The sequence below is a fragment of the Acinetobacter sp. SM1B genome (assembly GCF_003289665.1).
In the GTDB taxonomy this organism is placed as follows: domain Bacteria; phylum Pseudomonadota; class Gammaproteobacteria; order Pseudomonadales; family Moraxellaceae; genus Acinetobacter; species Acinetobacter schindleri.
Window position 1 is genome coordinate 299802 of record NZ_QMBM01000001.1, and the last position, 23571, is coordinate 323372.

Annotated in this window: 34 protein-coding genes and 2 pseudogenes; 30 read left to right on the forward strand and 6 right to left on the reverse strand. The window is 44.1% G+C overall.

All coding sequences use genetic code 11. The features are described from left to right. Positions 1–157: 157 nt before the first annotated feature. The 5 genes and pseudogenes from yihA to C8322_RS01445 form a co-directional block, all read right to left on the reverse strand. A pseudogene (yihA, locus tag C8322_RS01425) lies at positions 158–934 on the reverse strand (ribosome biogenesis GTP-binding protein YihA/YsxC); the annotation flags it as partial. A 99-nt stretch (positions 935–1033) separates the two neighbouring features. After that, positions 1034–1474 (reverse strand): RrF2 family transcriptional regulator, encoded by a 441-nt coding sequence (locus tag C8322_RS01430; protein WP_034424017.1) that lies wholly within the window; start codon positions 1472–1474, stop codon positions 1034–1036. A gap of 85 nt (positions 1475–1559) precedes the next feature. Continuing rightward, on the reverse strand, positions 1560–2768 hold the full coding sequence (gene hmpA, locus C8322_RS01435; RefSeq protein ID WP_004809822.1) for an NO-inducible flavohemoprotein: 1209 nt from the start codon (positions 2766–2768) through the stop codon (positions 1560–1562). A gap of 152 nt (positions 2769–2920) precedes the next feature. Continuing rightward, the gene (locus C8322_RS01440; protein WP_004809820.1) at positions 2921–4504 is read right to left on the reverse strand and encodes a helicase HerA-like domain-containing protein; all 1584 of its coding nucleotides are present in this window, start codon (positions 4502–4504) and stop codon (positions 2921–2923) included. Between the two features lie 18 nt (positions 4505–4522). After that, positions 4523–5725, reverse strand: a complete 1203-nt coding sequence (locus tag C8322_RS01445; RefSeq protein ID WP_004809816.1) for a PLP-dependent transferase — start codon at positions 5723–5725, stop codon at positions 4523–4525. A gap of 162 nt (positions 5726–5887) precedes the next feature. Between C8322_RS01445 and C8322_RS01450 the strand changes: the two genes are divergently transcribed. The 30 genes and pseudogenes from C8322_RS01450 to C8322_RS01595 all read left to right on the forward strand — a co-directional run bounded on the left by C8322_RS01450 (position 5888) and on the right by C8322_RS01595 (position 22176). Continuing rightward, positions 5888–6622, forward strand: coding sequence for a type 1 glutamine amidotransferase (locus tag C8322_RS01450; RefSeq protein WP_004809814.1), 735 nt, complete (start codon positions 5888–5890; stop codon positions 6620–6622). 274 nt (positions 6623–6896) lie between these two features. Beyond that, positions 6897–7208, forward strand: a complete 312-nt coding sequence (gene rpsJ, locus C8322_RS01455; RefSeq protein WP_000070912.1) for a 30S ribosomal protein S10 — start codon at positions 6897–6899, stop codon at positions 7206–7208. 60 nt (positions 7209–7268) lie between these two features. Beyond that, positions 7269–7907, forward strand: coding sequence for a 50S ribosomal protein L3 (gene rplC / locus C8322_RS01460; protein WP_004809812.1), 639 nt, complete (start codon positions 7269–7271; stop codon positions 7905–7907). A gap of 11 nt (positions 7908–7918) precedes the next feature. Beyond that, complete coding sequence (gene rplD / locus C8322_RS01465) at positions 7919–8521, forward strand: 50S ribosomal protein L4 (protein ID WP_004786925.1); 603 nt, start codon at positions 7919–7921, stop codon at positions 8519–8521. Further along, entirely contained in the window at positions 8518–8838 is a 321-nt protein-coding gene (gene rplW, locus C8322_RS01470; RefSeq protein ID WP_004809809.1) for a 50S ribosomal protein L23, read from the forward strand. The genes rplD and rplW overlap by 4 nt, the downstream gene beginning before the upstream one ends. An 11-nt stretch (positions 8839–8849) precedes the next feature. Further along, entirely contained in the window at positions 8850–9674 is an 825-nt protein-coding gene (rplB, locus tag C8322_RS01475; RefSeq protein WP_004809807.1) for a 50S ribosomal protein L2, read from the forward strand. A gap of 19 nt (positions 9675–9693) precedes the next feature. Further along, complete coding sequence (rpsS, locus tag C8322_RS01480; protein WP_004673001.1) at positions 9694–9969, forward strand: 30S ribosomal protein S19; 276 nt, start codon at positions 9694–9696, stop codon at positions 9967–9969. An 11-nt stretch (positions 9970–9980) separates the two neighbouring features. After that, entirely contained in the window at positions 9981–10310 is a 330-nt protein-coding gene (gene rplV / locus C8322_RS01485) for a 50S ribosomal protein L22 (RefSeq protein ID WP_001982638.1), read from the forward strand. Between the two features lies 1 nt (position 10311). Continuing rightward, positions 10312–11089 (forward strand): annotated as a pseudogene (rpsC, locus tag C8322_RS01490) (30S ribosomal protein S3). Further along, a complete protein-coding gene (gene rplP, locus C8322_RS01495; RefSeq protein ID WP_004809805.1) occupies positions 11068–11481 on the forward strand; it encodes a 50S ribosomal protein L16 in 414 nt (137 codons plus the stop codon). The pseudogene rpsC and the gene rplP overlap by 22 nt, the downstream one beginning before the upstream one ends. Beyond that, positions 11481–11678 carry a 50S ribosomal protein L29 gene (rpmC, locus tag C8322_RS01500; RefSeq protein ID WP_004786915.1) on the forward strand — a complete coding sequence of 66 codons (198 nt, stop codon included), beginning with the start codon at positions 11481–11483 and terminating at the stop codon, positions 11676–11678. The genes rplP and rpmC overlap by 1 nt, the downstream gene beginning before the upstream one ends. Beyond that, positions 11675–11932, forward strand: a complete 258-nt coding sequence (rpsQ, locus tag C8322_RS01505; RefSeq protein WP_004809803.1) for a 30S ribosomal protein S17 — start codon at positions 11675–11677, stop codon at positions 11930–11932. The genes rpmC and rpsQ overlap by 4 nt, the downstream gene beginning before the upstream one ends. Positions 11933–12023: 91 nt before the next feature. Then, positions 12024–12392, forward strand: coding sequence for a 50S ribosomal protein L14 (gene rplN, locus C8322_RS01510; protein ID WP_001982634.1), 369 nt, complete (start codon positions 12024–12026; stop codon positions 12390–12392). 9 nt (positions 12393–12401) lie between these two features. Beyond that, entirely contained in the window at positions 12402–12719 is a 318-nt protein-coding gene (gene rplX / locus C8322_RS01515) for a 50S ribosomal protein L24 (protein ID WP_004809797.1), read from the forward strand. Between the two features lie 16 nt (positions 12720–12735). Further along, the gene (rplE, locus tag C8322_RS01520; RefSeq protein ID WP_004809796.1) at positions 12736–13272 is read left to right on the forward strand and encodes a 50S ribosomal protein L5; all 537 of its coding nucleotides are present in this window, start codon (positions 12736–12738) and stop codon (positions 13270–13272) included. Between the two features lie 9 nt (positions 13273–13281). Beyond that, positions 13282–13587, forward strand: a complete 306-nt coding sequence (rpsN, locus tag C8322_RS01525) for a 30S ribosomal protein S14 (protein WP_004809795.1) — start codon at positions 13282–13284, stop codon at positions 13585–13587. A 12-nt stretch (positions 13588–13599) separates the two neighbouring features. Beyond that, positions 13600–13995 carry a 30S ribosomal protein S8 gene (rpsH, locus tag C8322_RS01530; RefSeq protein WP_004809793.1) on the forward strand — a complete coding sequence of 132 codons (396 nt, stop codon included), beginning with the start codon at positions 13600–13602 and terminating at the stop codon, positions 13993–13995. 13 nt (positions 13996–14008) lie between these two features. Next, the gene (gene rplF / locus C8322_RS01535; RefSeq protein ID WP_004809790.1) at positions 14009–14542 is read left to right on the forward strand and encodes a 50S ribosomal protein L6; all 534 of its coding nucleotides are present in this window, start codon (positions 14009–14011) and stop codon (positions 14540–14542) included. Between the two features lie 14 nt (positions 14543–14556). Then, positions 14557–14907: a 50S ribosomal protein L18 gene (rplR, locus tag C8322_RS01540; RefSeq protein WP_004281497.1), complete on the forward strand. Its 351-nt coding sequence runs from the start codon at positions 14557–14559 to the stop codon at positions 14905–14907. 2 nt (positions 14908–14909) lie between these two features. Further along, on the forward strand, positions 14910–15407 hold the full coding sequence (gene rpsE, locus C8322_RS01545; protein WP_004657688.1) for a 30S ribosomal protein S5: 498 nt from the start codon (positions 14910–14912) through the stop codon (positions 15405–15407). A gap of 5 nt (positions 15408–15412) precedes the next feature. Next, a complete protein-coding gene (gene rpmD / locus C8322_RS01550) occupies positions 15413–15589 on the forward strand; it encodes a 50S ribosomal protein L30 (RefSeq protein WP_004809788.1) in 177 nt (58 codons plus the stop codon). Between the two features lie 3 nt (positions 15590–15592). Then, positions 15593–16033: a 50S ribosomal protein L15 gene (gene rplO, locus C8322_RS01555; RefSeq protein ID WP_004809786.1), complete on the forward strand. Its 441-nt coding sequence runs from the start codon at positions 15593–15595 to the stop codon at positions 16031–16033. A 45-nt stretch (positions 16034–16078) separates the two neighbouring features. Further along, positions 16079–17398: a preprotein translocase subunit SecY gene (gene secY, locus C8322_RS01560; protein WP_171056626.1), complete on the forward strand. Its 1320-nt coding sequence runs from the start codon at positions 16079–16081 to the stop codon at positions 17396–17398. 19 nt (positions 17399–17417) lie between these two features. Beyond that, entirely contained in the window at positions 17418–17534 is a 117-nt protein-coding gene (gene rpmJ / locus C8322_RS01565; RefSeq protein ID WP_000867907.1) for a 50S ribosomal protein L36, read from the forward strand. 107 nt (positions 17535–17641) lie between these two features. After that, the gene (gene rpsM / locus C8322_RS01570) at positions 17642–17998 is read left to right on the forward strand and encodes a 30S ribosomal protein S13 (protein WP_004281492.1); all 357 of its coding nucleotides are present in this window, start codon (positions 17642–17644) and stop codon (positions 17996–17998) included. Positions 17999–18017: 19 nt separating this feature from the next. Next, positions 18018–18404: a 30S ribosomal protein S11 gene (gene rpsK, locus C8322_RS01575; RefSeq protein WP_001040166.1), complete on the forward strand. Its 387-nt coding sequence runs from the start codon at positions 18018–18020 to the stop codon at positions 18402–18404. A gap of 12 nt (positions 18405–18416) precedes the next feature. After that, a complete protein-coding gene (gene rpsD / locus C8322_RS01580) occupies positions 18417–19043 on the forward strand; it encodes a 30S ribosomal protein S4 (protein ID WP_004809780.1) in 627 nt (208 codons plus the stop codon). Positions 19044–19059: 16 nt separating this feature from the next. Further along, entirely contained in the window at positions 19060–20067 is a 1008-nt protein-coding gene (locus C8322_RS01585) for a DNA-directed RNA polymerase subunit alpha (RefSeq protein ID WP_004809777.1), read from the forward strand. Positions 20068–20085: 18 nt separating this feature from the next. Continuing rightward, positions 20086–20451 (forward strand): 50S ribosomal protein L17, encoded by a 366-nt coding sequence (gene rplQ, locus C8322_RS01590; protein WP_004786886.1) that lies wholly within the window; start codon positions 20086–20088, stop codon positions 20449–20451. 219 nt (positions 20452–20670) lie between these two features. Next, positions 20671–22176: a flavin-containing monooxygenase gene (locus tag C8322_RS01595; protein ID WP_111810308.1), complete on the forward strand. Its 1506-nt coding sequence runs from the start codon at positions 20671–20673 to the stop codon at positions 22174–22176. Between the two features lie 63 nt (positions 22177–22239). Here the strand turns inward: C8322_RS01595 and C8322_RS01600 are convergent, their stop codons facing one another. Beyond that, positions 22240–23412: an acyl-CoA dehydrogenase family protein gene (locus C8322_RS01600; protein ID WP_004809773.1), complete on the reverse strand. Its 1173-nt coding sequence runs from the start codon at positions 23410–23412 to the stop codon at positions 22240–22242. Positions 23413–23571: the final 159 nt, after the last annotated feature.

A 23571-nucleotide genomic window follows, 5' to 3' on the forward strand; every position in this document is an offset into this window, starting at 1 on the left:
CACATCGGACTTATTTTGGCTGTTCTTGGTTGACAATCTCTGTTTGATCAGCCTCAACCGGCTCATCCAGATTATTTAATTCACTCGCAGTAATTTCATGATCTGGGTCTGAGTCAGTTTCATCTTCTAGCTCCACAGATTCAATCGGTTCATCAGCTTCGTTTAAATCATGGATTGACGCTTCTGGAATGTTATCCAGATCAAATTCCGTTGGTTGATCCAGGGTAAAGTTAAGACGACCAGCCATCACGCTTGCCAGTTCTTCCAGACCTTCTTTATTTAAAGAGGAAAATAATTGAATCGAGAAGTTTAGCTTCATTTTATTTAATGTTGCTTTGACTTCCTGCAAGGCTTTGGACGCAGGACCACGATTCAGCTTGTCTGATTTGGTCAACAAGACATGCACGAACAGGTGACGTGAATAGGCCCATTCCAGCATCATCACATCAAAGTGTTGTAGCGGATGACGGATATCCATCAGCAGCACCAGACCTTGCAGGCTCTTACGGTGAATCAGATAGTTTTCCAGTTCTTTCTGCCAGACAATTTTCATGGCTTCTGGGACAGCTGCGTAGCCATAACCCGGTAAATCGACCAGACGCTGATCCGGATTGCCAAGGCTAAAGAAGTTGATCATCTGGGTACGGCCTGGTTTTTTGGAGGCACGGGCCAACTGTTTCTGATTGGTCAGGGCATTGATGGCACTGGATTTACCCGCATTGGAGCGACCGGCGAATGCCACTTCATAACCTGTATCTTCAACACACAGATTAAGTTTGGGTGCACTCATTAAAAATTCAGCTTTGCGCAGCCAATTGAGCGAGCGCACAGAGTATTCAGTAATCGCAGGATCGACTTTTTTGGTATAGCTAATCTTTTGCTTTGGGGCAGCAGCTGCCTTACTGTTTTTCGATTTTCCTCTGCTGTGGTGCATGGCTCAACTTCAAACTTAAATTTACAAGCAGCTATTATAAAGGAAGTCGCTTGGGCAAGCGAACTTTCAATGCAAGACTTGGTAAGCAGAAAGTGAAAACTAAAGATTGATCAGGCCGATTGGTGACTGGATGCTGTAATGGCCTTGCAGTGGTATTACCACTTCACTGAGCGTGTATTGTTCCAGGCTGGCATAAAACTGCTCTACGGCATCATCTAAAATGCCTTTTAAACCACAATTTTTACGCAGCACACAGGGTGGGGTATTGCATTCTACCACTTGGCTATCCTGTTGCAGGATACGCACGACTTGACCCAATGGTATTTTTAAGGTGAGCGGATTCATGCGAATGCCGCCGCCTCGCCCACGAGTAGTGATGAGCCAGTCCTGCTTTGCCATAAAATGTACGATTTTCATGGCATGGTTCTCTGACACCTGCAGCTCATTCGCGAGTTCCGCAATGGTATACGGCATTTCTTTCGGCTGAGCGATGTACATAAGAATCCGTAAGGCGTAATCGGTAAATTTATTTAACTGCATTATAAATCTAGAGTTTTCATACAAAGCAGGGCTAGTCTAACACAGCCAGACTAGCCCTTGCTTGATTTCAGTTTAAGCTGACTGCTTAGTGGCGAACGCCACCAGTACCAAAGGCTTCACTGTGAATATTCTCAGCAGGAATGCCTCGTGCAACCAGCGCTTTGTGTTGTTCTGCCATAAATGGCATTGGGCCACATAGATAGTAATCAGCATTTTCTGGTAATAAAGCACGATCAATTGTACTCAGATCCAGACGGCCTGCTACATCATAGTCTTCACCCAGTTTGTCACCTTGGTGTGGGAATTCGTAAGCAGTCAGCGTGCTTAAACGTGGGTATTTGGCTTTCAAATCATGAATGTGCTGTTTCATGGCATGCACCTGTTTGCTACGGCAGGCATGAATGAAAGTCACAGGTTGTGGCATATCCAGAGTTACCAACTGATTTAACATGGCTACCATTGGAGTTAAGCCTACACCGCCACTGATAAATACATTACGTTTGTTTGGATCAATCAGGTAGAAATTACCTGTTGGTGCAGACACTTCAATTTCTGAGCCTTCTGCCAAGCTATGTAAAGTGTTAGATACCCAGCCTGGAACCAAATCACCTTTTTGATCTTCACGTTTTACTGAAATACGCAGGTATTCATCTTGAGGACAAGTTGAAAGCGTATATTGGCGCGGTTGTCTTAAATTCAGTTCAGGTACAAACACACGTACAGAAATATACTGACCTGCTTCATACTTCGGTAATGGTCCGCCGTCGACTGGTGCCAGGTAGAACGAAGTGATCTCTTCACTTTCTACTACTTTCTTGGCAATCTTGAAATTGCGCCAGCCTAACCAGCTACCTTTAGTCTGTTCATGTTGATCATAAATCGCTTTTTCAGTCGCAATAAACAGGTCTGCTAATTGTCCATATGCAGTAGCCCACGCATCAATCAGTGGATCATCCATAGAAATATTGAGTACTTCACTGATTGAATGCAGCAGGTTTTCCCCAACAATGCCGTAATCAGGTGCTTTAATATTTAAGCTGACATGTTTATGCGCAATGAGTTCAACCACAGGTAATAACACAGAAGGATCTTCGATATTTTCAGCATATGCTAAAACTGCACCTGCCAAGGCTTGCGCCTGAGCACCGCTACGCTGGTGACCCATGTTGAAGGTTTCTTTTAGATCTGGGTTATTGTTTAACATGCGGTTGTAAAAATAACCGGTTAAAGCAACCCCATTTTCACGAAGCACAGGTACTGTAGCTTTTACTAGGTCAATTTGCTGTGGAGTCATAGCAGATCTCTCATGGCTGTTATTTATAAGATGTATTTAAAATACATCTTTAAAGATATATTCACAATACATCTTTAAGTAAAAACCATGAAAAAATTATGGGATATTAAAATATCCCATAAAAATAAAGAAAATAATCGGAGAAAGAAGGGTTATCTCTTACCAAATAATGACCCTAATAAACCACGGACAATTTTCTGGCCGGTAGTGCTACCCAAAGTGCGTGCGGCACTTTTAGCAAAGGTGCCAACAATGTCTTGGGTGAACTTTTCACGCTGTTTCGCTGCACGTTCAGCTTCTTTCTGCTGTTCGCGTGCAAGACGTTCCTGTTCGCGGGCTTGCTGCTTAGCAAATGTTTCCTGCTCTTTTGCGACTTGTTTGGCATACGCTTCTTGTTCTTTGGCTTGCTGTTTGGCAAGTTCCGCAGCCTGAAGCTGTTGCTGGCGTTCAGTGACTTTGTTTTGCAGCATTTCATGCGCACTGTCACGATCAACTTGCTGTTCATAAATCTCAGCCACAATGCTTTGTTGCATTAAAGTTTTGCGTTCTTCAGGAGAAATGGGGGTAAAAGAGGAGTGTGGTGGCATCACCCAGCCGCGTTCTACAATTTGCGGTGTGCCTTTTTCATCCAGACAGCTAATCAGTGCTTCACCGACAGCCAGTTCGGTAATGGCATCCTGAACTTTAAATTCTGGATTAGCTCGAAAAGTATCTGCCGCCGTTTTTACCGCTTTTTGGTCTTTAGGGGTAAAAGCACGTAAAGCATGCTGAACCCGATTGCCGAGTTGACCTAAAACGCTTTCGGGTAAATCGAGTGGATTCTGGGTGATAAAGTAAATCCCCACACCTTTAGAACGAATCAAACGCACCACCTGTTCAATCTTTTCTTGCAAGGCAGGGCTAGTATTATCAAATAGCAAATGGGCTTCATCAAAGAAGAACACCAGTTTAGGTTTATCCAGGTCGCCGACTTCCGGTAACTGTTCAAACAGCTCCGAAAGCATCCACAACAGGAAAGTAGCATATAGCTTGGGTGTGTTCATCAGCTTGTCAGCAGCAAGCAAGTTGATATTGCCATGACCTTGACTGTCGGTTTGTAAAAAATCCATCAGATCCAGCGCTGGTTCACCAAAGAATTGCTCACCACCTTGATCAGCCAAGGCAAGCAGATTGCGTTGAATCGCGCCCAGACTGGCAGGAGACAGATTGCCATAGTCCGCTTTAAAATCTGCGGCATGTTCGCTGACATAACTAATCATGGCCTTTAAATCTTTAAAGTCGATCAGTAATAGTCCCTGATCATCAGCAATACGGAAAATGGCAGAGAGCACACCTTCCTGAGTGTCGTTCAGATTCAAAATACGGGCAAGAAGGAGAGGGCCAATCTCGGAAATGGTGGTGCGAATCGGATGGCCTTGCTCGCCAAATAAATCCCAGAACACCACAGGCGACGCTGAAAAAGGGATGGATTCGATATTCAGGCTTTTAATGCGTTCATCAAATTTGGGATTACTTTCCCCGGCTTTCGCCAAGCTGGAAACATCGCCCTTGGCATCGGCCAAGAATACCGGTACACCAATTCGGGAAAAACTTTCTGCCAGTACCTTTAATGTCACGGTCTTGCCAGTACCGGTTGCCCCGGCAATCAGGCCATGACGGTTGGCAAGCTGAGAATGCAGCACGATATCCTGGGTGGTATCGGCGGTTTTTTTAGCGATTACGATTGGTGTACCCATATAATTTCCTATTGTTATTTATTCATTTTTAACTTTTTTCATGTTTTGTAGAGCGTGTTGAATGTCTTCAATCAGATCTTCCGGATGTTCTAGTCCAATACAGAAGCGCACCAGGAAGCCTTCTTTCAAGTGTGAATGTTCCAGCACACGCATATCTTTTAAGTTATATAGCATGACCAGGCTAACAGGACCACCCCAGCTAAAACCAAGCTTAAACAGTTTTAAGTTGTCACAAAAACTGCGGATATCTTGCAGTTCATATTTACTGTCAAAAATTACACTGACCAGACCGGCACTATGACCTTCCTTGCAAATTTCTTTCCAATATTGATGACCTGCGCTATGCGGATCGGCTGGATGCAGTACCTGCACAAACTCCGCTTGCTGTTTTAACCAGGTGAGAATGTTGAGTGCACTACTGGATTGATGTGCATAACGCAGCTGCATGGAAGCAAGACTACGTTGCACCTGAGCAACGTCATCACCTGAGACAGCAATGCCTTGAATGGCATGTGCGCGGAACAGTTGGTGATGCAGTTCTTTATCGCGCGTGACCACTGAACCCATCAGAATGTCACCACCACCGCTTGGATATTTGGTCAGCGCATGTACGGATAAATCTACACTCAGGTGTTCATCACCAAAATCAAAGGCATTAAAGGCCAGACCCGCGCCCCAAGTATTGTCCAGTGCAGTCAGAATATTGTGTGCTTGAGCTTTCTTCACGAGACCATTTAAATCCGGAAATTCCAGTGTGACTGAGCCAGCTGCTTCCAGCCAGATCAGTTTGGCTTTATCTGAAGGATTAAAGCTTTCCAGGCATAATGGATTATAAACTTGTACCTGAATGCCATAACGTGTTTCCAGGTTGCGTAGATGCTCCATGTTTGGGCCATAAATATTGTCCGGTACCCAAACTTCCTCTCCTTGACTTAAAAAGCAGGAATTCACGAGATTAATCGCAGATAAACCGCTAGGTGTAAGCAAATGGTAGAGCCCACCTTCGAGCTGGGCAATGTTATCACCTAAGGTAAATGTGGTTGGGGTACCATGTGTGCCATAGCTATAGTCATAATCATCGGTCCAATGGCGATTAAACAGGGCATCGGTATTGTTAAAAATAATGGTTGATGCACGATAGAGGGGAGGTTGAACCGTCGAAATGTACTGAGGGGCCTTTCGTGGTGCATGAATCAGGGCGGTTTGAGGATTTTTTTTCATGCTGCAGCTCATATCTGGAGTCAAAAACAGCTTTAGCTTAAGAGAATCTTTGCTTTAGCGCTACTTGCGTTATCAATTGTTTAAAAACCTCACATAAAATAAAAAGTTGGCTTCATTTTTGCAAAACCTAGCCTATATAGATACAAGAACAGGTTCGAGCGCATGAAGTCGCATTTACGAGTACATTATTTTCAGCATATTGCTGGTGAAGGTTACGGTAGTTGTCATGAATTTTTAAAGCAGCATCAGGCGCAAATTACAGCGACTGAATTTTTTGCTTTACCTGTGGATCGTCCTTTGGAAATAGAAGCGCTACCTGCAGTAGAAGAAGTAGATTTGCTCATTATTATGGGCGGCACCATGAGTGTAAATGATGAAGCAAATTTCCCTTGGTTGAAAATAGAAAAACGCTGGTTACGTCGTTACTTATCCCAGGGGAAGCCAGCGATTGGTTTGTGTCTAGGCGGACAGCTGATTGCCAATGCCTTGGGGGCAGCAGTCAGTTATAATCCAGAACAGGAACTGGGGTGGATGTCTGTCAGTAAAGTGGCCAATGTGCCAGCAGACTGTTTTAGTTTGCCTGAGCAATTCCGGATCATGCAGTGGCATAGCGAGACCTTTGAAATTCCCAAAGGGGCGGTACATCTGGCAGAAAATGAAGCCTGTCGCAACCAGATGTATCAATTGGGCAAAAATGTTCTCGGTTTCCAGTTCCATCCAGAAATAACCCCGGAAACCTTGGCTCTGTTTTTAGAAGATGAAGAGGAGTTGCTAAAATTTTCAGGAAAATATGTGCAGCCTGTGCATGAGCTCAGAAAAAGCCCAAAATCTAATTTTATTGAAGGAAATCAAATACTAAATCGCGCAATCGAATATGTGGTAGAGAAATCAGCCTGACGGGTGAAAAACAAACTCTTGATTTAGCAACCAAATTGATTTGCAGACGAAAACTATAAAAGGCATTTGCTTATGCATTAAACAATGGCTATAATAAGCCACCCTTCGATAGGAAGGATGTTAACTGCGAAGAAAGTAGTTAACTATCGTTACAGTCGTGGCATCGATCATGACCTTAGTGATAATTCACTGCTCTTGACACTTACCTCAAAAATTAGTGGGGTGAGATGCGTCAAGAGTGATTCTTTATATATTTGGCTTGGAGTTTACTGGTATGTCTAACCAGAGAATTCGTATCCGTCTTAAGTCTTTTGATCACCGTCTAATTGATCAATCAGCTCAAGAAATCGTAGAAACAGCAAAACGTACTGGCGCACAAGTTTGTGGTCCAATTCCAATGCCTACACGCATTGAACGTTTTAACGTTTTGACATCACCACACGTAAACAAAGACGCGCGTGACCAGTACGAAATCCGTACTTACAAGCGTTTGATCGACATCGTTCAACCTACAGACAAAACTGTAGATGCATTGATGAAGTTAGATCTTGCAGCTGGTGTTGATGTTCAGATCGCATTGGGTTAAGGCTTTCGGGTTAATTAACGCTCTAAGTTAATTAGGCCGCTTTTTTAGAGGTTTATGCACATGGCTATTGGTTTAGTCGGTCGCAAGTGCGGTATGACACGTATCTTTACAGATGCTGGTGTTTCTGTGCCTGTTACAGTGATTGAGGTTGATCCTAACCGCATCACTCAAATCAAAACGCTTGAAACTGATGGTTATCAAGCGATTCAAATCACTACTGGTGAACGTCGCGAATCTCGCGTAACTAACGCTCAGAAAGGTCACTTCGCTAAAGCGGGTGTTGCTGCTGGTCGTCTGGTTCAAGAATTCCGCGTTTCAGAAGCTGAGCTTGAAGGTCGTGAAGTTGGTGGTACGCTTACTGTTGAGTTGTTCCAAGTAGGTCAAATCGTTGACGTAACTGGTACTTCTAAAGGTAAAGGTTTCCAGGGTGGTGTTAAGCGTTGGAACTTCCGTACTCAAGATGCTACTCACGGTAACTCTGTTTCTCACCGTGTTCTAGGTTCTACAGGTCAAAACCAGACTCCTGGTCGCGTGTTCAAAGGCAAAAAAATGGCTGGCCATTTAGGTGCTGAACGCGTAACTACACAGGGTCTTGAAATCGTTGCTATCGACACTGAACGTTCAGTTCTAGTGGTTAAAGGCGCGGTTCCTGGTGCTACTGGTGGCGACGTAACTGTTCGTCCTACGATCAAGGCCTGAGGGGAAATAACGTGAATTTAAATACTGTTTCCGGCTCTGCTGTTGAATTATCAGAAGTTGCGTTCGGTCGTGAATTTAATGAAGCTCTTGTACACCAAGTTGTTACAGCTTACCTAGCTGGTGGTCGTCAAGGTTCTAAAGCTCAAAAATCACGCGCAGACGTTTCTGGCGGTGGTAAAAAACCATTCCGTCAAAAAGGTACTGGCCGCGCTCGTGCTGGTTCTATTCGTAGCCCAATCTGGGTTGGCGGTGGTAAAACTTTTGCTGCTCGTCCACAAGACTGGTCTCAAAAAGTAAACCGTAAAATGTACCGCGGTGCTATGCAATGCATCCTGGCTGAACTTGTTCGTCAAGATCGCTTAGTTTTAGTTGAAGAGTTTGCTGTTGCAGCTCCAAAAACTAAAGAATTGCTTGCAAAACTTAACGACTTAAATGCGACTCGTGCATTGATCGTTACTGATGCTGTTGATGAGAACTTGTATCTAGCTGCTCGTAACCTTCCACACGTAGATGTGGTTGATGCGACTGCAATCGATCCTGTTAGCTTGATCGCGTTCGATAAAGTTGTTATGTCTGTAGCTGCTGCTAAGAAAATTGAGGTAGAACTCGGATGAACAACGAACGTTTATATCAAGTCCTGCAAGGACCTGTTTTCTCAGAAAAAGCACAAGTTTTAGGTGAAACTGCTGGTGTTCAAGTTTTTAAAGTTGCTACTGATGCAACTAAACTTGAAATCAAAAAAGCAGTTGAGCAATTGTTTGGTGTTCAAGTTGTTAAAGTTAACACTACGATCACTAAAGGTAAAACTAAACGCTTTGGTAAAACTATCGGACGTCGTTCTGATGTTAAAAAAGCATACGTCACCCTGAAAGCTGGCCAAGATGTAGAAATGGCTGACTTGGGCGATGCCGCTGAAAGCGCAGCGGAATAAGGACGAAAACTATGCCTATTCAAAAATGTAAGCCAACGTCTCCAGGACGTCGCTTTGTAGAGAAAGTCGTTCACGACCATCTTCACAAAGGTGCTCCTTATGCTCCACTAGTTGAAGCTAAAAAACGTACTGGCGGCCGTAATAACAACGGTCACATTACGACTCGTCACGTTGGTGGCGGTCACAAGCAACACTACCGTATCGTAGACTTCAAACGTAACAAAGACGGCATCCCAGCTGTAGTTGAGCGTATCGAATACGATCCAAACCGTTCTGCGCACATTGCGTTGTTGAAGTATGCTGACGGTGAACGTCGCTACATCATCGCGCCTAAAGGTTTACGCGCTGGTGATTCAGTACAATCTGGTAACGATGCTCCAATTCGTCCAGGTAACTGTTTACCACTTCGTAACATGCCTATCGGTTCTACTCTTCACAACATCGAGCTTAAAATCGGTAAAGGCGCACAGTTAGTACGTTCTGCTGGTACATCTGCTCAATTGTTGGGTCGTGACGGTTCATACGCTATCATCCGTCTTCGTTCAGGTGAGATGCGTAAAGTACACGTTGAATGTCGCGCTGTGTTAGGTGAAGTATCTAACTCAGAAAGCAACCTTCGTTCATTGGGTAAAGCTGGTGCAGCGCGCTGGCGTGGCGTTCGTCCTACCGTTCGTGGTATGGCGATGAACCCGGTAGATCACCCGCACGGTGGTGGTGAAGGTCGTAGCAAAGGTATTCAACCTGTAAGCCCATGGGGTCAAAAAGCTAAAGGGTACAAGACACGTACCAACAAGCGTACGACTAAGATGATTATTCGCGACCGTCGCGTTAAGTAACAAGTAAAGGAATCTGACAATGCCTCGTTCTCTGAAAAAAGGCCCATTCGTCGATGCGCACTTGTTCGCTAAGGTTGAAGCGGCTATCGCGGCTAATAACCGTAAGCCGATCAAAACTTGGTCGCGTCGTTCGATGATCCTCCCGGATTTTGTTGGTTTAACAATTTCTGTACACAATGGCCGTAACCATGTTCCAGTGATCATCTCTGAACATATGGTTGGACACAAGCTTGGTGAATTTGCACCGACTCGTACCTACCGTGGTCACGGTGTTGACAAGAAATCTAAACGTTAATAGGTGCTATGATGGAAGTAACTGCTAAATTACGCGGTGCCGCTATCTCGGCACAAAAAGCTCGTTTGGTTGCAGATCTTATCCGCGGCAAATCTGTTGCGCACGCACTTAACATTTTGAACTTCAGCAACAAAAAAGCTGCAGTCCTGGTTAAGAAAGCGTTAGAGTCTGCAATTGCAAACGCTGAACACAATAACAGTTTAGATGTAGACGACCTTAAAGTTTCTACGATCTACGTTGATGAAGGCATGAGCCTGAAACGTATTATGCCACGTGCTAAAGGCCGTGCAGATCGTATTACTAAGCGTACTTGTCACATTACCGTTAAGGTAGGGGTTTGATATGGGTCAGAAGGTTCATCCAATCGGTATCCGCCTAGGTGTTGTGAAACGTCATAACGCTAACTGGTATGCGAGTCCGAAACAATACGCTGAATACTTGCTTAAAGATTTGCAAGTTCGTGAGTTTTTAACTAAAAAACTTAAGAATGCAATGATCAGCAATATTCTTATCGAACGTCCTACAGGCGCTGCTAAAGTAACTATTAGCACTGCTCGTCCTGGTATCGTGATCGGTAAAAAAGGCGAAGACATTGAGAAATTACAACGCGAATTAACATCTATCATGGGTGTTCCTGCGCAAGTAAGCATCAACGAAATCGATCGTCCAGACTTAGACGCACGTCTTGTTGCTGAAGCTATCGCTTCTCAATTAGAAAAACGTGTAATGTTCCGTCGTGCTATGAAGCGTGCGGTTCAAAACACAATGCGTGCTGGCGCTAAAGGTATCAAAGTTGAAGTTTCAGGCCGTTTAGGTGGTGCTGAGATCGCTCGTACTGAATGGTATCGTGAAGGTCGTGTACCTCTACATACACTTCGTGCAGACATCGACTATGCTACTATGCGTGCTGAAACTACTTACGGTACGATTGGTGTTAAAGTTTGGATCTTCCGTGGTGAGATCTTGGGCGGCATGAAACAAGTCATGAACCCGGCTCCAGCTGAAGAACGTCCAGCTAAACGCGGTCGCGGTCGTGGTGAAGGTCAAGAGCGTCGTGGTCGTCGCAATGATCGTTCTGCTGAAAAAGGAGAATAATCCATGTTGCAACCTAAACGTATGAAATTCCGTAAGGTGCAAAAAGGCCGTAACACTGGTCTTGCACACCGCGGTAGTTCAGTATCTTTCGGTACAATCGCTCTTAAATCAATTGAACGTGGTCAAATGACTGCGCGTCAAATTGAAGCAGCGCGTCGTACTATCAGCCGTCGTATTAAACGTGGTGGTAAGATCTTTATCCGTGTCTTCCCAGACAAACCTATTACTTCTAAACCTCTTGAAGTTCGTATGGGTAAAGGTAAAGGTTCTGTGGAATACTGGGTTTGCCAAATCAAACCAGGTAAAGTCTTGTACGAAATTGATGGTGTTAACGAAGAATTGGCTCGCGAAGCATTTACGCTTGCAGCTGCTAAACTTCCGTTTAAAACCACTATCGTGACTCGGACGGTAATGTAATGAAAACTAAAGATCTACGTGAAAAGTCGGTAGAAGAGTTGACGGCTTTGCTTGATGAGCAACAGCTTAACCAATTCCGTCTTCGTATGGCGAAAGCAACTGGTCAATTGGGTAAATCGCACGAAGTGCAATTAACTCGCAAGACTATTGCTCGTATCAAGACCCTCCTTACCGAAAAACAGGGGAACGGACAATGAGTGAACAAACAGTCCGCACGTTAACAGGCAAAGTAGTAAGCGACAAAATGGACAAGTCTATTGTTGTGCTTATCGAACGTCGTGTTCAACACCCGTTGTATGGCAAATCAATCCGCCGTTCAACAAAATTACATGCTCATGATGAAAACAACACAGCTAAAACTGGTGATGTTGTAACAATCAAAGAAAGCCGCCCAATTTCTAAAACTAAGTCTTGGACTCTAGTTGAAGTTATTGAAGCAGCTGCTGAGTAATTAACGTTCTTGTTGCATCATCGGTCAAATTCGAGTACTCTTTGAGCCTTTCGAATTTGCGACCGGTGATGCTCGGTTTTGGAGTAGGGCAATGATTCAGACCGAAACTATGCTCGACGTAGCAGACAACAGTGGTGCTCGCCGCGTACAATGTATTAAAGTACTTGGTGGTTCACATCGTCGTTATGCTTCTGTTGGCGACATTATTAAAGTTACTGTAAAAGAAGCAATTCCACGCGCACGTGTTAAAAAAGGTGACGTGATGAATGCAGTTGTAGTTCGTACTAAATTCGGCATCCGTCGTCCAGATGGTTCAGTGATTCGTTTCGACGATAACGCTGCTGTTATTTTGAACAACAACAAAGCGCCGATTGCAACTCGTATTTTCGGACCAGTGACTCGTGAACTTCGTACTGAACAGTTCATGAAAATTATTTCATTGGCTCCTGAAGTTCTATAAGAGGCAATCATGGCTAAGATTAAAAAAGGCGATCAAGTAATTGTGATCGCAGGTAAAGAAAAAGGCAAACAGGGTACTGTTCTGTCTGTTTCAAATGACCAAGTGAAGGTAGAAGGTCTTAACCTAGTTAAGAAACATCAGAAGCCTAACCGAGCTACTGGCGCTGAAGGCGGCATCGTAACTCAAGAAGCTTCTCTTCACATCTCAAACGTGGCACTTTTTAATGCTACAACCCAAAAGGCTGACCGTGTTGGTTACCAAGTGATTGATGGCGTGAAAACTCGCGTATTCAAATCAAATGGTGAATCAGTGGCGGTAGCGAAGTAATAGGTTGAAAAAGGCAATGGCCAGACTTAAAGCACGTTACAACGACGAACTTAAAGCTCAATTACAAGAACAATTGGGTGTTAAGAATGTGATGGAGATCCCTCGCATCACTAAAATCACTATCAACATGGGTGTTGGCGCAGCTGCTGCTGACAAGAAACTCCTTGATGGTGCTCTTTCTGATATGCAAGCTATCGCTGGTCAAAAACCAGTACTTACGTTAGCTCGTAAATCTATCGCTGGTTTCAAAATCCGTGATGGTTGGCCGATTGGTTGTAAAGTTACTTTACGCGGCGAACGCATGTACGAATTCTTAGACCGTTTGATCTCTATTGCGATTCCTCGTATCCGTGACTTCCGTGGTTTCTCAGCGAAATCATTTGATGGTCGTGGTAACTACTCAATGGGTCTTAAAGAACAGATCATGTTCCCTGAGATCGATTTTGACAAGATTGACCGTATTCGTGGTATGGACATTACCATCACTACGACTGCTCGCACCGATGACGAAGGCCGTGCGCTTATGCGTGCATTCGGCTTCCCGTTCAAATAAGAGGTCGAAATGGCTAAGAAAGGTATGATTAATCGCGAATTGAAACGCGAAGCTACTGTTGCTAAATACGCTGCAAAACGTGCTGAATTAAAAGCTGTTATTGCTAACGTAAATGCATCAGACGAAGAACGTTTCGAAGCGATGATGAAATTACAAGCATTACCACGTAATGCATCTCCAGTACGTCTACGTAACCGTTGTGGTTTAACTGGTCGTCCTCATGGTTACTTCCGTAAGTTCGGTTTAAGCCGTAACATGGTACGCGAAAAAGTAATGCAAGGTGATGTACCTGGCGTTGTTAAGGCAAGCTGGTAAGGAGCACTATAAATGAGTATGCAAGATACCGTTGCCGACATGCTAACACGTGTTCGTAACGCGCAAATGGCGAAGAAACAAACTGTTTCTATGCCTAATTCTAAGTTGAAGGTTGCTATTGCAAACGTTCTTCAACAAGAAGGTTACATTTCAAACGTAGAAGTTGCTGATGTTGAAGGCAAAGCAACTTTAACTATTACGTTAAAATATTTTGAAGGCAAACCAGTTATCGAAACTGTGAAACGCGTAAGCCGTCCAGGTCTACGTCAGTATCGCGGTAAAGATGCACTTCCAAGCGTTAAGCAAGGTTTAGGTATTGCAATTGTTTCTACAAGCAAAGGCATCATGACTGATCGCGCTGCACGTGCTGCAGGCATTGGTGGTGAAGTTATTGCTTTTGTTTCTTAATAGGTGATTCCTCATGTCTCGTGTGGCTAAAGCCCCAGTAACTGTACCTAACGGTGTAGCAGTTACTCAGAACGGCCGGCAGGTCGAAGTGAAAGGCACTAAAGGTACATTGTCTTTCAACCTGCATGCGCTGGTCGAGCTAAAACAGGAAGACGGTACTCTAGTTATTGCTCCTAAAGCTGAATCTAAAGACGCTTGGATGCAGGCTGGTACTGCTCGCGCTGTGCTTAACAACCTTGTTAAAGGTGTTAGCGAAGGTTTCGAACGTAAGTTACAACTTATCGGTGTTGGTTATAAAGCTGCGGTTAAAGGTAACATTGTTAACCTTAACCTTGGTTTCTCTCACCCGATTGACTACAACCTTCCTGAAGGTGTAACTGCAGAAACTCCTACAGCGACTGAAATTATCCTAAAATCTGCTGATAAAGCAAAATTAGGTCAAGTTGCTGCGGAAATCCGTGGTTACCGTCCACCAGAGCCGTATAAGGGTAAAGGTGTTCGTTATTCTGACGAAGTTGTACTTCGTAAAGAAGCTAAGAAGAAATAAGGCGCGAGGTTCTTATGAACGAAAAGAAACAATCCCGTTTGCGTCGTGCGAAAAGCACACGCTTGCACATCCGTGCATTGGGTGCGACTCGTTTGTGTGTAAACCGCACTCCGCGTCACATCTATGCTCAAGTTATCTCAGCAGATGGTGGCAAAGTATTAGCGCAAGCTTCTACACTAGACGCTACTCTACGTGCTGGTACAACTGGTAATGTTGAAGCAGCTCAAAAAGTAGGTGCTTTAATCGCAGAACGCGCTAAGGCAGCTGGTGTAACTAAAGTTGCATTTGACCGTTCTGGTTTCAAATATCATGGTCGTATCAAAGCCTTGGCTGATGCTGCTCGTGAAAACGGCTTGGAGTTCTAATCATGGCTAAAGTTGAACAAAACGAAGGTCTTGTTGAAAAGCTGGTTGCCGTTGATCGTGTAGCCAAAGTTGTTAAGGGTGGTCGTATCTTCTCTTTCACAGCATTAACTGTGGTAGGTGATGGTAATGGTCGCGTAGGTTTTGGTCGTGGTAAAGCACGTGAAGTTCCAGCTGCTATTTCTAAAGCACTTGAAGCTGCTCGTCGCAACATGATCACTGTAGATCTTGCTGGTACGACTTTACAACACCCTGTGAATGCTCGTCACGGTGCAAGCCGTGTTTACATGCAGCCTGCTTCTGAAGGTACTGGCGTAATCGCTGGTGGCGCTATGCGTGCCGTTCTTGAAGCTGCTGGTGTACACAACGTACTTGCTAAATGTTACGGTTCTACTAACGCTGCTAACGTAGTTAACGCGACTTTCAAAGGTCTGCGTGACATGACTTCTCCTGAGAAAGTTGCTGCGAAACGTGGTCTTTCAGTAGAACAAATTCAAGGGTAATAATCATGAAAACGATTAAAGTTACCCAGACTAAATCTGCATCGCATCGCTTGAAAAATCACAAGCTGAGCCTTAAAGGTTTAGGTCTGCGTCGTATTGGTCATACTGTTGAAGTGTTAGATACTCCATCTAACCGTGGTATGATCAACCAAGTCTACTATATGGTTAGTGTAGAGGAATAAGCCATGACTCTGCGTTTAAATACTATTGCACCTGCAGAAGGTGCTAAGCGTGACAACCTGCGTCTAGGCCGTGGTATCGGTTCTGGCGTTGGTAAGACCGGTGGCCGTGGTGTCAAAGGTCAAAACTCACGTAAGAGCGGTGGTACTCGTCCAGGTTTCGAAGGCGGTCAAACAGCACTTTATCGTCGTTTGCCTAAATTCGGTTTCACTAGCCAACAGGCTTTGAAAACTGCTGAAGTACGTTTATCTGAGCTTGCTAAAGTTGAAGGTGACATCGTGTCTCTAGAAACTTTAAAAGCTGCGAACGTTGTACGTAAAGACATGACTCGTGCACGTATCGTACTTTCTGGTGAAATTACTCGCGCATTCACTGTACAAGGTGTTGTGTTGACTAAAGGCGCTAAAGCTGCTGTTGAAGCTGCTGGCGGTAAAGTCGAGGAGTAATCTCCAGTGTCTATGTCTCCTAGTTCTTCAGGTCATGTCAACATGATGAAAGGCCAACCATTTCATGTGAAATACCGTGAAATTATTCGTCGAATGATGTTTCTCATTGGTGCGTTGTTGGTGTTTCGACTGGGAGCACATATTCCAGTACCGGGCATTAACAATGCTGCGCTGGAGAATTTGTTTAATGCAAACCAAGGTACGATCCTTGGTTTGTTTAACATGTTCTCGGGTGGTGCATTGGAGCGAATGTCTATTCTTGCTCTTGGGATTATGCCATACATCTCTGCATCGATTATCGTGCAGCTGATGTCAACAGTCGTTCCTTCGCTGGAAGCTTTAAAGAAAGAAGGCGAGCAAGGCAAACGTAAAATAAATCAATACACACGACAGGGCACACTGTTCCTTGCATTTGTGCAAGCGGTCGGTATGTGCGCGGGCTTGATCAGCCAGGGAATTACCCTGACCTCTGGTCTGGCTTTTTATGTTCCTGCGGTAACCTCATTGGTTGCGGGGACCATGTTCCTGATGTGGTTGGGTGAACAGATTACCGAGCGTGGGGTGGGGAATGGTATTTCCATGATCATCTTCGCAGGTATTGTTGCAGGTCTGCCAACTTTGGTTATGCAGTCCCTGACTTCTGTCGATAATGGTCAGTCTAGTCTTATTGGTCTGGCGATATTTGCATTGTTATCCATCGCCGTGCTTGCAGCAATTGTGTTTATCGAGAAGGCGCAACGTCGTATTCCGGTCAACTATGCTCAGAAGCAGCAGGGTCGTCGCGTATTTACTGCACAGCAGACACATTTGCCATTAAAAATCAATATGGCCGGTGTGATTCCTGCAATTTTTGCAAGTTCATTGCTTTTGTTCCCAGCGAGCTTAGGTCAGTGGGTTGGCAGTGCAGATCCTGATGCAGGAATTATCAAGCGTAGTCTGCAAGATTTGGCATTGGTGTTGTCGCCTGGTCAGCCGTTGTATTTGGTGCTCTTTGGTGCGTTAATTATCTTTTTCTGTTACTTCTATACTGCGCTAGTATTTAGCCCGAAAGAAGTGTCAGAAAACTTGAAACGCAGCGGAGCTTACGTGCCTGGTATTCGTCCAGGTGAGCAAACTGCTCGTTACTTAGATCATATTCTCAATCGTTTGACCTTCATTGGCGCGATTTACATCACTGTCATCTGTTTAATGCCGATGATCCTGCAGAGTTCTTTTGGTATTCCATTCAGCTTGGGCGGAACATCGTTGCTAATCGTGGTAGTGGTGGTGATGGACTTTATGGCTCAGCTACAAGCACATCTCACTTCGCACCAGTATGACAATCAAACATTAATGAGAAAAACGACTGCTCATCCTAAGGGATAGCGCACTTAGAGGTTTCATCATGAAAGTACAAGCTTCTGTAAAGAAAATTTGTGGTAGCTGTAAAGTTATCCGTCGTAATGGGGTTATCCGCGTAATTTGTAGCGCAGAACCTCGTCATAAGCAGCGTCAAGGTTAATCTGATCAAGACCTGTTGATTTCAGTAGGCGAATTAGGTTATTATCCGCCCCTCAAGATTTTTGTGGGGCGGTTGATTATCTCTACTGCCTTTTTGGAGAAAATTGAATGGCTCGTATTGCCGGTGTAAACATTCCGGATAACAAGCATGCTGTTATCTCTCTAACGTATATCTTTGGTATTGGTCGCCATACTTCAAAAGCTATCTTAGCTGCTGCAGGTATTGCTCCAACGACTAAGATCCGTGAGTTAGATGACGCTCAGCTTGATGCGATTCGTGCAGAAGTTGCCAAGGTTCCGACCGAAGGTGATTTACGTCGCGAAATTTCCATGAACATCAAACGTTTAATGGATTTAGGCTGCTACCGCGGTCTTCGTCATCGTCGCAGCTTGCCTGTCCGTGGTCAACGCACCAAAACTAACGCACGTACCCGTAAAGGTCCGCGCAAACCAATTAAGAAATAAGATTTCTGGAAGCTAAAAGATGGCTAAAGATACTCGCACACGCAAGAAGGTCACTCGTACCGTCTCTGAAGGTGTTGCACACATTCACGCTTCTTTTAATAACACCATTGTGACTATTACCGATCGTCAAGGTAATGCACTGGCTTGGGCCACTTCAGGTGGACAAGGCTTCCGTGGATCACGTAAATCAACTCCGTTCGCTGCTCAGGTAGCTGCTGAAGTTGCTGGTAAAGCAGCTTTGGATTACGGTTTGAAAAACTTGGACGTCCTTGTTAAAGGCCCTGGTCCAGGTCGTGAATCTGCGGTTCGTGCTTTAGGTGCAGTGGGTTATAAAATTAATAGCATTACCGATGTGACTCCAATTCCTCACAACGGTTGCCGTCCACCTAAAAAACGTCGCGTGTAAGGAGAAACATTCATGGCTCGTTATATTGGTCCAAAATGCAAACTCTCTCGCCGCGAAGGGACAGACCTGCAATTAAAATCTGGCGTTAAACCATTTGACGTTAAGACTAAAAAACATGCTAAAGCGCCTGGCCAACACGGTGGTGCGCGTGGCAGCAAACAATCTGAGTACTCACTACAATTACGTGAAAAACAAAAAGTACGTCGTATGTACGGTGTTTTAGAGCGTCAATTTAGTAACTACTATAAAGAAGCAGCTCGTGTTAAAGGCGCAACTGGCGAGAACTTGTTAAAGTTACTTGAAAGCCGTCTTGATAACGTTGTTTATCGCATGGGTTTTGGTTCTACACGTGCTGAAGCTCGTCAGTTAGTATCTCACCGTTCAATCACTTTAAATGGCCGTCGCGTTAACATCGCGTCTATCCAAGTTAAAGCTGGTGACGTGATTGCAGTTCACGAAGGCGCTAAACAACAATTACGTATCAAAAACGCAATTGAATTAGCTGCTCAACGTGGCATTCCTTCTTGGATGGAAGTAGATCATTCTAAACTAGAAGGTACGTTCAAAGCTGCACCGGATCGTTCTGATTTACCTGCTGAAATCAACGAAAGCTTGATTGTAGAATTGTATTCTAAATAATCCTTGAGGTAGCAATATGACGCGTACTGCAAATGAGTTTCTAACTCCGCAAGCGATCAAGGTCGAAGCGGCAAGCGGGACCTCGGCAAAAGTTATTCTAGAACCCTTAGAGCGTGGCTTTGGTCATACTCTGGGCAATGCTTTACGTCGCATCCTTCTGTCTTCTTTGCCTGGCGCTGCTGTGGTTGAAGTTGAGATTGAAGGTGTTGAGCACGAGTACAGTACTTTGGAAGGCTTGCAGCAGGACATCGTCGAGCTCTTGCTGAACCTAAAAGGATTGTCTATTAAGCTGTTCGATCAAAATGAAGCTTATTTAACATTAGAGAAACAAGGTCCAGGCGATGTAACTGCGGCTGACCTTCGTTTACCTCATAATGTTGAAGTGGTTAACCCTGAACACTTGATCGGCACATTAAGTGCTTCAGGCAATCTTAAGATGCGCCTGAAAGTGGCTCAAGGCCGTGGCTACGAGACTTCTGACTCACGTTTCCCAGAAGGCGAGACTCGCCCAGTGGGTCGTTTACAGTTAGATGCATCTTACAGCCCGATCAAACGTGTGTCTTACACAGTTGAAAATGCTCGTGTAGAACAACGTACTGACCTTGATAAACTGATCATTGATCTTGAAACCAACGGTACAGTTGATCCTGAAGAAGCAATCCGCAAAGCGGCAACAATCTTGCAACAACAAATTGCAATCTTTGTTGATCTTCAGAAAGATCAAGCTCCTGTTGCTCAAGAACCTCGTGAAGAAGTTGATCCGATTTTGCTTCGTCCAGTAGATGATCTAGAGCTAACTGTTCGTTCTGCTAACTGTTTGAAAGCAGAAAATATTTACTACATTGGTGATCTTGTACAGCGTACTGAGGTTGAGTTGCTTAAAACTCCTAACCTGGGTAAAAAATCGCTTACTGAGATCAAAGATGTTCTGGCTTCTAAAGGCTTACAACTCGGCATGCGTTTAGAGAACTGGCCACCAGCTAGTCTCCGTATGGACGATCGTTTCGCCTATCGTAGCCGTTAATTAAGTAGGACTATCACCATGCGTCATCGTAATAGTGGTGTGAAATTAGGCCGTACAAGCAGTCATCGTAAAGCGATGTTCCAAAACATGGCTAACTCTTTGTTCGAGCACGAGTTGATCAAAACAACTGTGCCTAAAGCAAAAGAATTACGCCGTGTTGCTGAGCCTTTAATCACTTTAGCTAAAGTCGATACAGTAGCAAACCGTCGTTTGGCGTTTGCTCGTACTCGTTCAGCTGCAACTGTTGGTAAATTATTTACCGTTCTTGGCCCTCGTTACAAAGAGCGAAACGGCGGTTATCTACGTGTTCTTAAAGCGGGCTTCCGTGCAGGTGATGCTGCACCGATGGCTTACGTTGAGCTAGTAGATCGCGAAGTTAACTAATTTCGTGAAGAGCAGCAAACGTTGTTCGGAAAGGTCGGTTGAATAAACCGGCCTTTTTTAATACCTAAAATTTATCTTTTTATAAATTGATTATCGGTTTAGCTATAAAATTGTCCCCAAAAGATAAAAAAAATAGGGCAAACACACAAACTTGACATAGAGTATTGTCAGTTTTGTGCTTTAATAAAATAAATGACAAACTTGGGTTAAAAGAAGAATATGGAAAAACAGGTTGATATCTTAATTGTGGGTGCAGGTATCTCGGGAATTGGTTTAGCAGCACATATCTCTAAAAATTGTCCGAAGCGTTCTTTTGAAATTATTGAACGTCGGGAAAGCGTAGGTGGTACTTGGGATTTATTTAAATATCCAGGCATCCGTTCAGATTCTGATATGTCGACTTTTGGCTTTAATTTTAAACCTTGGAAAAAAGCCAGTGTGTTGGCTGACGGTGCATCAATTAAAAACTATCTGTCTGAAGTAGTAGAAGAATGCCAACTTGAATCCAGAATTCACTATCAGCACCGTGTTTTAAATGCCAATTATGATACGCATACGCATAAATGGTCAGTGAAAATCGAAAATGCTCAAGCTAAGACTGAAACCTGGGTAGCGAATTTTGTTTTGGGTTGTACTGGTTATTATAATTATGACCAAGGTTTTCAACCAGAATTTCCAAATCAGGATGCATTTAAAGGAACTTTTATTCATCCGCAACATTGGCCTGAGAACTTCGATTATAGCGGTAAAAAAGTGGTAATTATTGGTAGTGGTGCAACTGCTATTACGTTAGTTCCAGCGATGGTCAAAGGTGGAGCAGGCCATGTGACTATGTTGCAGCGTTCACCGACCTATATTGCTTCTGTACCATCCATTGATATGGTCTATGACAAGATGCGTAAGTATCTGTCTGAAGATATGGCTTATAAGCTTACCCGTGCACGAAACATTGGTATGCAGCGCGGGATTTATGCGCTGGCACAAAAACAGCCGAAATTGCTTAAAAAGCTGCTTTTAAATGCGGTGAAGTTCCAACTTAAGGGTAAGGTGGATATGAAACACTTTACCCCGGACTATGAGCCTTGGGATCAGCGTCTGTGCGTGGTACCGGATGGAGATTTATTCAAAATTTTACGTGAAGGTCGTGCATCGGTAGAAACTGACCATATCGATAGATTTACTGAAACCGGTATTCAGCTTAAATCCGGTAAACATCTTGATGCCGATATTATCGTATCAGCAACAGGATTAAATATTCAGATTTTGGGTGGGATGCAGGCTTTCATCGATGGCAAGCCCATCGATACTTCCAAACATATGCTGTATCGCGGCGTGATGGTGAGTGATATTCCGAATATGGCGCTGATTATTGGCTATATCAATGCATCTTGGACACTGAAAGTAGACATCGCAGCCGAATATATCTGCCGTCTGCTGAACTATATGGATATGAACGGTTTTGATGAGGTATTACCCGAAGGTAATGCTGCAGAGTTACTCGAAGATACGGTGATGGGTAGCCTGACCTCAGGTTATATTGCCCGTGCCGCAAACGTCATGCCAAAACAAGGTAAGCATGGCCCTTGGCGTGTCAGCAATAATTATTTAGCTGACCGTAAAGATCTTAAAACTGCAACTTTCGAGGATGATATTCTTCAGTTTAAATCTAAAGTTGAACAGGGAAAAGTTAACGGCAAAAAAGTTAAACCACGTCTAGTATCTTAATATCTGAACCTATAGAAAAGGAGCATTAAATGCTCCTTTTGTTATCTGTTTATATGATCTTAATTAAATTGCTCGTGAGATCAATTCTTTCATGATTTCATTGGTTCCAGCATATATACGGTTCGCACGATGATCGATGTAGGCACGAGCAATTGGATATTCCAGCATATAGCCATATCCACCATGTAGTTGCAGACATTCATCGACTACCTTACTGAACATTTCTGAAATTTTGTATTTTGCGGCAGCAGCTGCATCTACGCCTAGCTGTTGCTGTAACTGTTGTTGCATACAACAATCCAGATAAGCTCGACAGATTTCGATTTCAGTACGTAGTTCCGCCAGCTTAAAACGAGTGTTCTGAAATGCTGAGATAGGTTTGCCAAAAGCCTGACGTTCCTTAGTGTATTTCACCGTATGTGCAAAAGCAGCTTCAGCGCCTGCCTGACAGATCATTGCCACAATCAGGCGTTCCCAGGCCAGTTCTTTCATCAGCATCATAAAACCCATACCGGGCATACCCAATAAATTTTCTTTAGGAACACGCACGTTATCAAAGAATAGTTCACAGGTATCCTGGCCTTTCATGCCGATTTTATTTAGCGGTTTGCCTTTACTAAAACCAGCACGGTCAGCTTCTACCATGATCAATGAAAGATTAGCTGAGCCTTTGTCACTATCGCCTGTTTTACACACTACAATTGCCATATCGCAAAGATAGCCGTTGGTGATAAATATTTTCGAGCCATTAATCACATACTCATCACCCTCCAACACGGCACTGGTGCGTACAGCCTGAAGATCTGAACCTGTGCCGGGTTCAGTCATCGCAATCGCAGTAATCACTTCGCCACTGGCCATTTTTGCTAGCCATTGCTGTTTCTGGGCTTCATTGCCGAAATTCAGAATATAATTCGCGACGATATCGGAATGTAGGGAAAAACCGGTCGCTGAATCACCGGCATAAGCTTGTTCTTCAATCAGAATCATACTGTAAAGCCGATCCACACCTGAACCACCATATTGTTCTGGTAAAGTCGGGCAGAGTAGCCCTAGGCTTCCTGCCTTATTCCATAGTTCGCGATCTACGTGTTGTTGCTGTTCGAAGCGTTCGGTATGCGGAATGACTTCCTTTTGATAGAATTTGCGCACCGTCTCGCGGAAAGCATCATGCTCAGCATTAAACAAAGTACGCGGTAAAAGATGCGACATTGGTCGAATCGCAGCAGATTGCATGATCAGGATTCCTTGTTCTGGTTATTGTTCTCATGAACATAAGGGCAGGGTCTATCTGGGGACAATGTGCGAAATGTACAAAATACAGATAATGCTGATGCTTTCCGCCAATTCCCTCGAAAATTACTTGGCGCTTAGGTAAACTACTCATGTTTTTAA

Bases quoted from the DNA above. Each gene is read 5' to 3' on its own strand.
- C8322_RS01430 (WP_034424017.1), bottom strand. From the start codon at position 1,474: ATGCAGTTAAATAAATTTACCGATTACGCCTTACGGATTCTTATGTAC.
- hmpA (WP_004809822.1), bottom strand. From the start codon at position 2,768: ATGACTCCACAGCAAATTGACCTAGTAAAAGCTACAGTACCTGTGCTT.
- C8322_RS01440 (WP_004809820.1), bottom strand. From the start codon at position 4,504: ATGGGTACACCAATCGTAATCGCTAAAAAAACCGCCGATACCACCCAG.
- C8322_RS01445 (WP_004809816.1), bottom strand. From the start codon at position 5,725: ATGAAAAAAAATCCTCAAACCGCCCTGATTCATGCACCACGAAAGGCC.
- C8322_RS01450 (WP_004809814.1), top strand. From the start codon at position 5,888: ATGAAGTCGCATTTACGAGTACATTATTTTCAGCATATTGCTGGTGAA.
- rpsJ (WP_000070912.1), top strand. From the start codon at position 6,897: ATGTCTAACCAGAGAATTCGTATCCGTCTTAAGTCTTTTGATCACCGT.
- rplC (WP_004809812.1), top strand. From the start codon at position 7,269: ATGGCTATTGGTTTAGTCGGTCGCAAGTGCGGTATGACACGTATCTTT.
- rplW (WP_004809809.1), top strand. From the start codon at position 8,518: ATGAACAACGAACGTTTATATCAAGTCCTGCAAGGACCTGTTTTCTCA.
- rplB (WP_004809807.1), top strand. From the start codon at position 8,850: ATGCCTATTCAAAAATGTAAGCCAACGTCTCCAGGACGTCGCTTTGTA.
- rpsS (WP_004673001.1), top strand. From the start codon at position 9,694: ATGCCTCGTTCTCTGAAAAAAGGCCCATTCGTCGATGCGCACTTGTTC.
- rplV (WP_001982638.1), top strand. From the start codon at position 9,981: ATGGAAGTAACTGCTAAATTACGCGGTGCCGCTATCTCGGCACAAAAA.
- rplP (WP_004809805.1), top strand. From the start codon at position 11,068: ATGTTGCAACCTAAACGTATGAAATTCCGTAAGGTGCAAAAAGGCCGT.
- rpmC (WP_004786915.1), top strand. From the start codon at position 11,481: ATGAAAACTAAAGATCTACGTGAAAAGTCGGTAGAAGAGTTGACGGCT.
- rpsQ (WP_004809803.1), top strand. From the start codon at position 11,675: ATGAGTGAACAAACAGTCCGCACGTTAACAGGCAAAGTAGTAAGCGAC.
- rplN (WP_001982634.1), top strand. From the start codon at position 12,024: ATGATTCAGACCGAAACTATGCTCGACGTAGCAGACAACAGTGGTGCT.
- rplX (WP_004809797.1), top strand. From the start codon at position 12,402: ATGGCTAAGATTAAAAAAGGCGATCAAGTAATTGTGATCGCAGGTAAA.
- rplE (WP_004809796.1), top strand. From the start codon at position 12,736: ATGGCCAGACTTAAAGCACGTTACAACGACGAACTTAAAGCTCAATTA.
- rpsN (WP_004809795.1), top strand. From the start codon at position 13,282: ATGGCTAAGAAAGGTATGATTAATCGCGAATTGAAACGCGAAGCTACT.
- rpsH (WP_004809793.1), top strand. From the start codon at position 13,600: ATGAGTATGCAAGATACCGTTGCCGACATGCTAACACGTGTTCGTAAC.
- rplF (WP_004809790.1), top strand. From the start codon at position 14,009: ATGTCTCGTGTGGCTAAAGCCCCAGTAACTGTACCTAACGGTGTAGCA.
- rplR (WP_004281497.1), top strand. From the start codon at position 14,557: ATGAACGAAAAGAAACAATCCCGTTTGCGTCGTGCGAAAAGCACACGC.
- rpsE (WP_004657688.1), top strand. From the start codon at position 14,910: ATGGCTAAAGTTGAACAAAACGAAGGTCTTGTTGAAAAGCTGGTTGCC.
- rpmD (WP_004809788.1), top strand. From the start codon at position 15,413: ATGAAAACGATTAAAGTTACCCAGACTAAATCTGCATCGCATCGCTTG.
- rplO (WP_004809786.1), top strand. From the start codon at position 15,593: ATGACTCTGCGTTTAAATACTATTGCACCTGCAGAAGGTGCTAAGCGT.
- secY (WP_171056626.1), top strand. From the start codon at position 16,079: ATGAAAGGCCAACCATTTCATGTGAAATACCGTGAAATTATTCGTCGA.
- rpmJ (WP_000867907.1), top strand. From the start codon at position 17,418: ATGAAAGTACAAGCTTCTGTAAAGAAAATTTGTGGTAGCTGTAAAGTT.
- rpsM (WP_004281492.1), top strand. From the start codon at position 17,642: ATGGCTCGTATTGCCGGTGTAAACATTCCGGATAACAAGCATGCTGTT.
- rpsK (WP_001040166.1), top strand. From the start codon at position 18,018: ATGGCTAAAGATACTCGCACACGCAAGAAGGTCACTCGTACCGTCTCT.
- rpsD (WP_004809780.1), top strand. From the start codon at position 18,417: ATGGCTCGTTATATTGGTCCAAAATGCAAACTCTCTCGCCGCGAAGGG.
- C8322_RS01585 (WP_004809777.1), top strand. From the start codon at position 19,060: ATGACGCGTACTGCAAATGAGTTTCTAACTCCGCAAGCGATCAAGGTC.
- rplQ (WP_004786886.1), top strand. From the start codon at position 20,086: ATGCGTCATCGTAATAGTGGTGTGAAATTAGGCCGTACAAGCAGTCAT.
- C8322_RS01595 (WP_111810308.1), top strand. From the start codon at position 20,671: ATGGAAAAACAGGTTGATATCTTAATTGTGGGTGCAGGTATCTCGGGA.
- C8322_RS01600 (WP_004809773.1), bottom strand. From the start codon at position 23,412: ATGCAATCTGCTGCGATTCGACCAATGTCGCATCTTTTACCGCGTACT.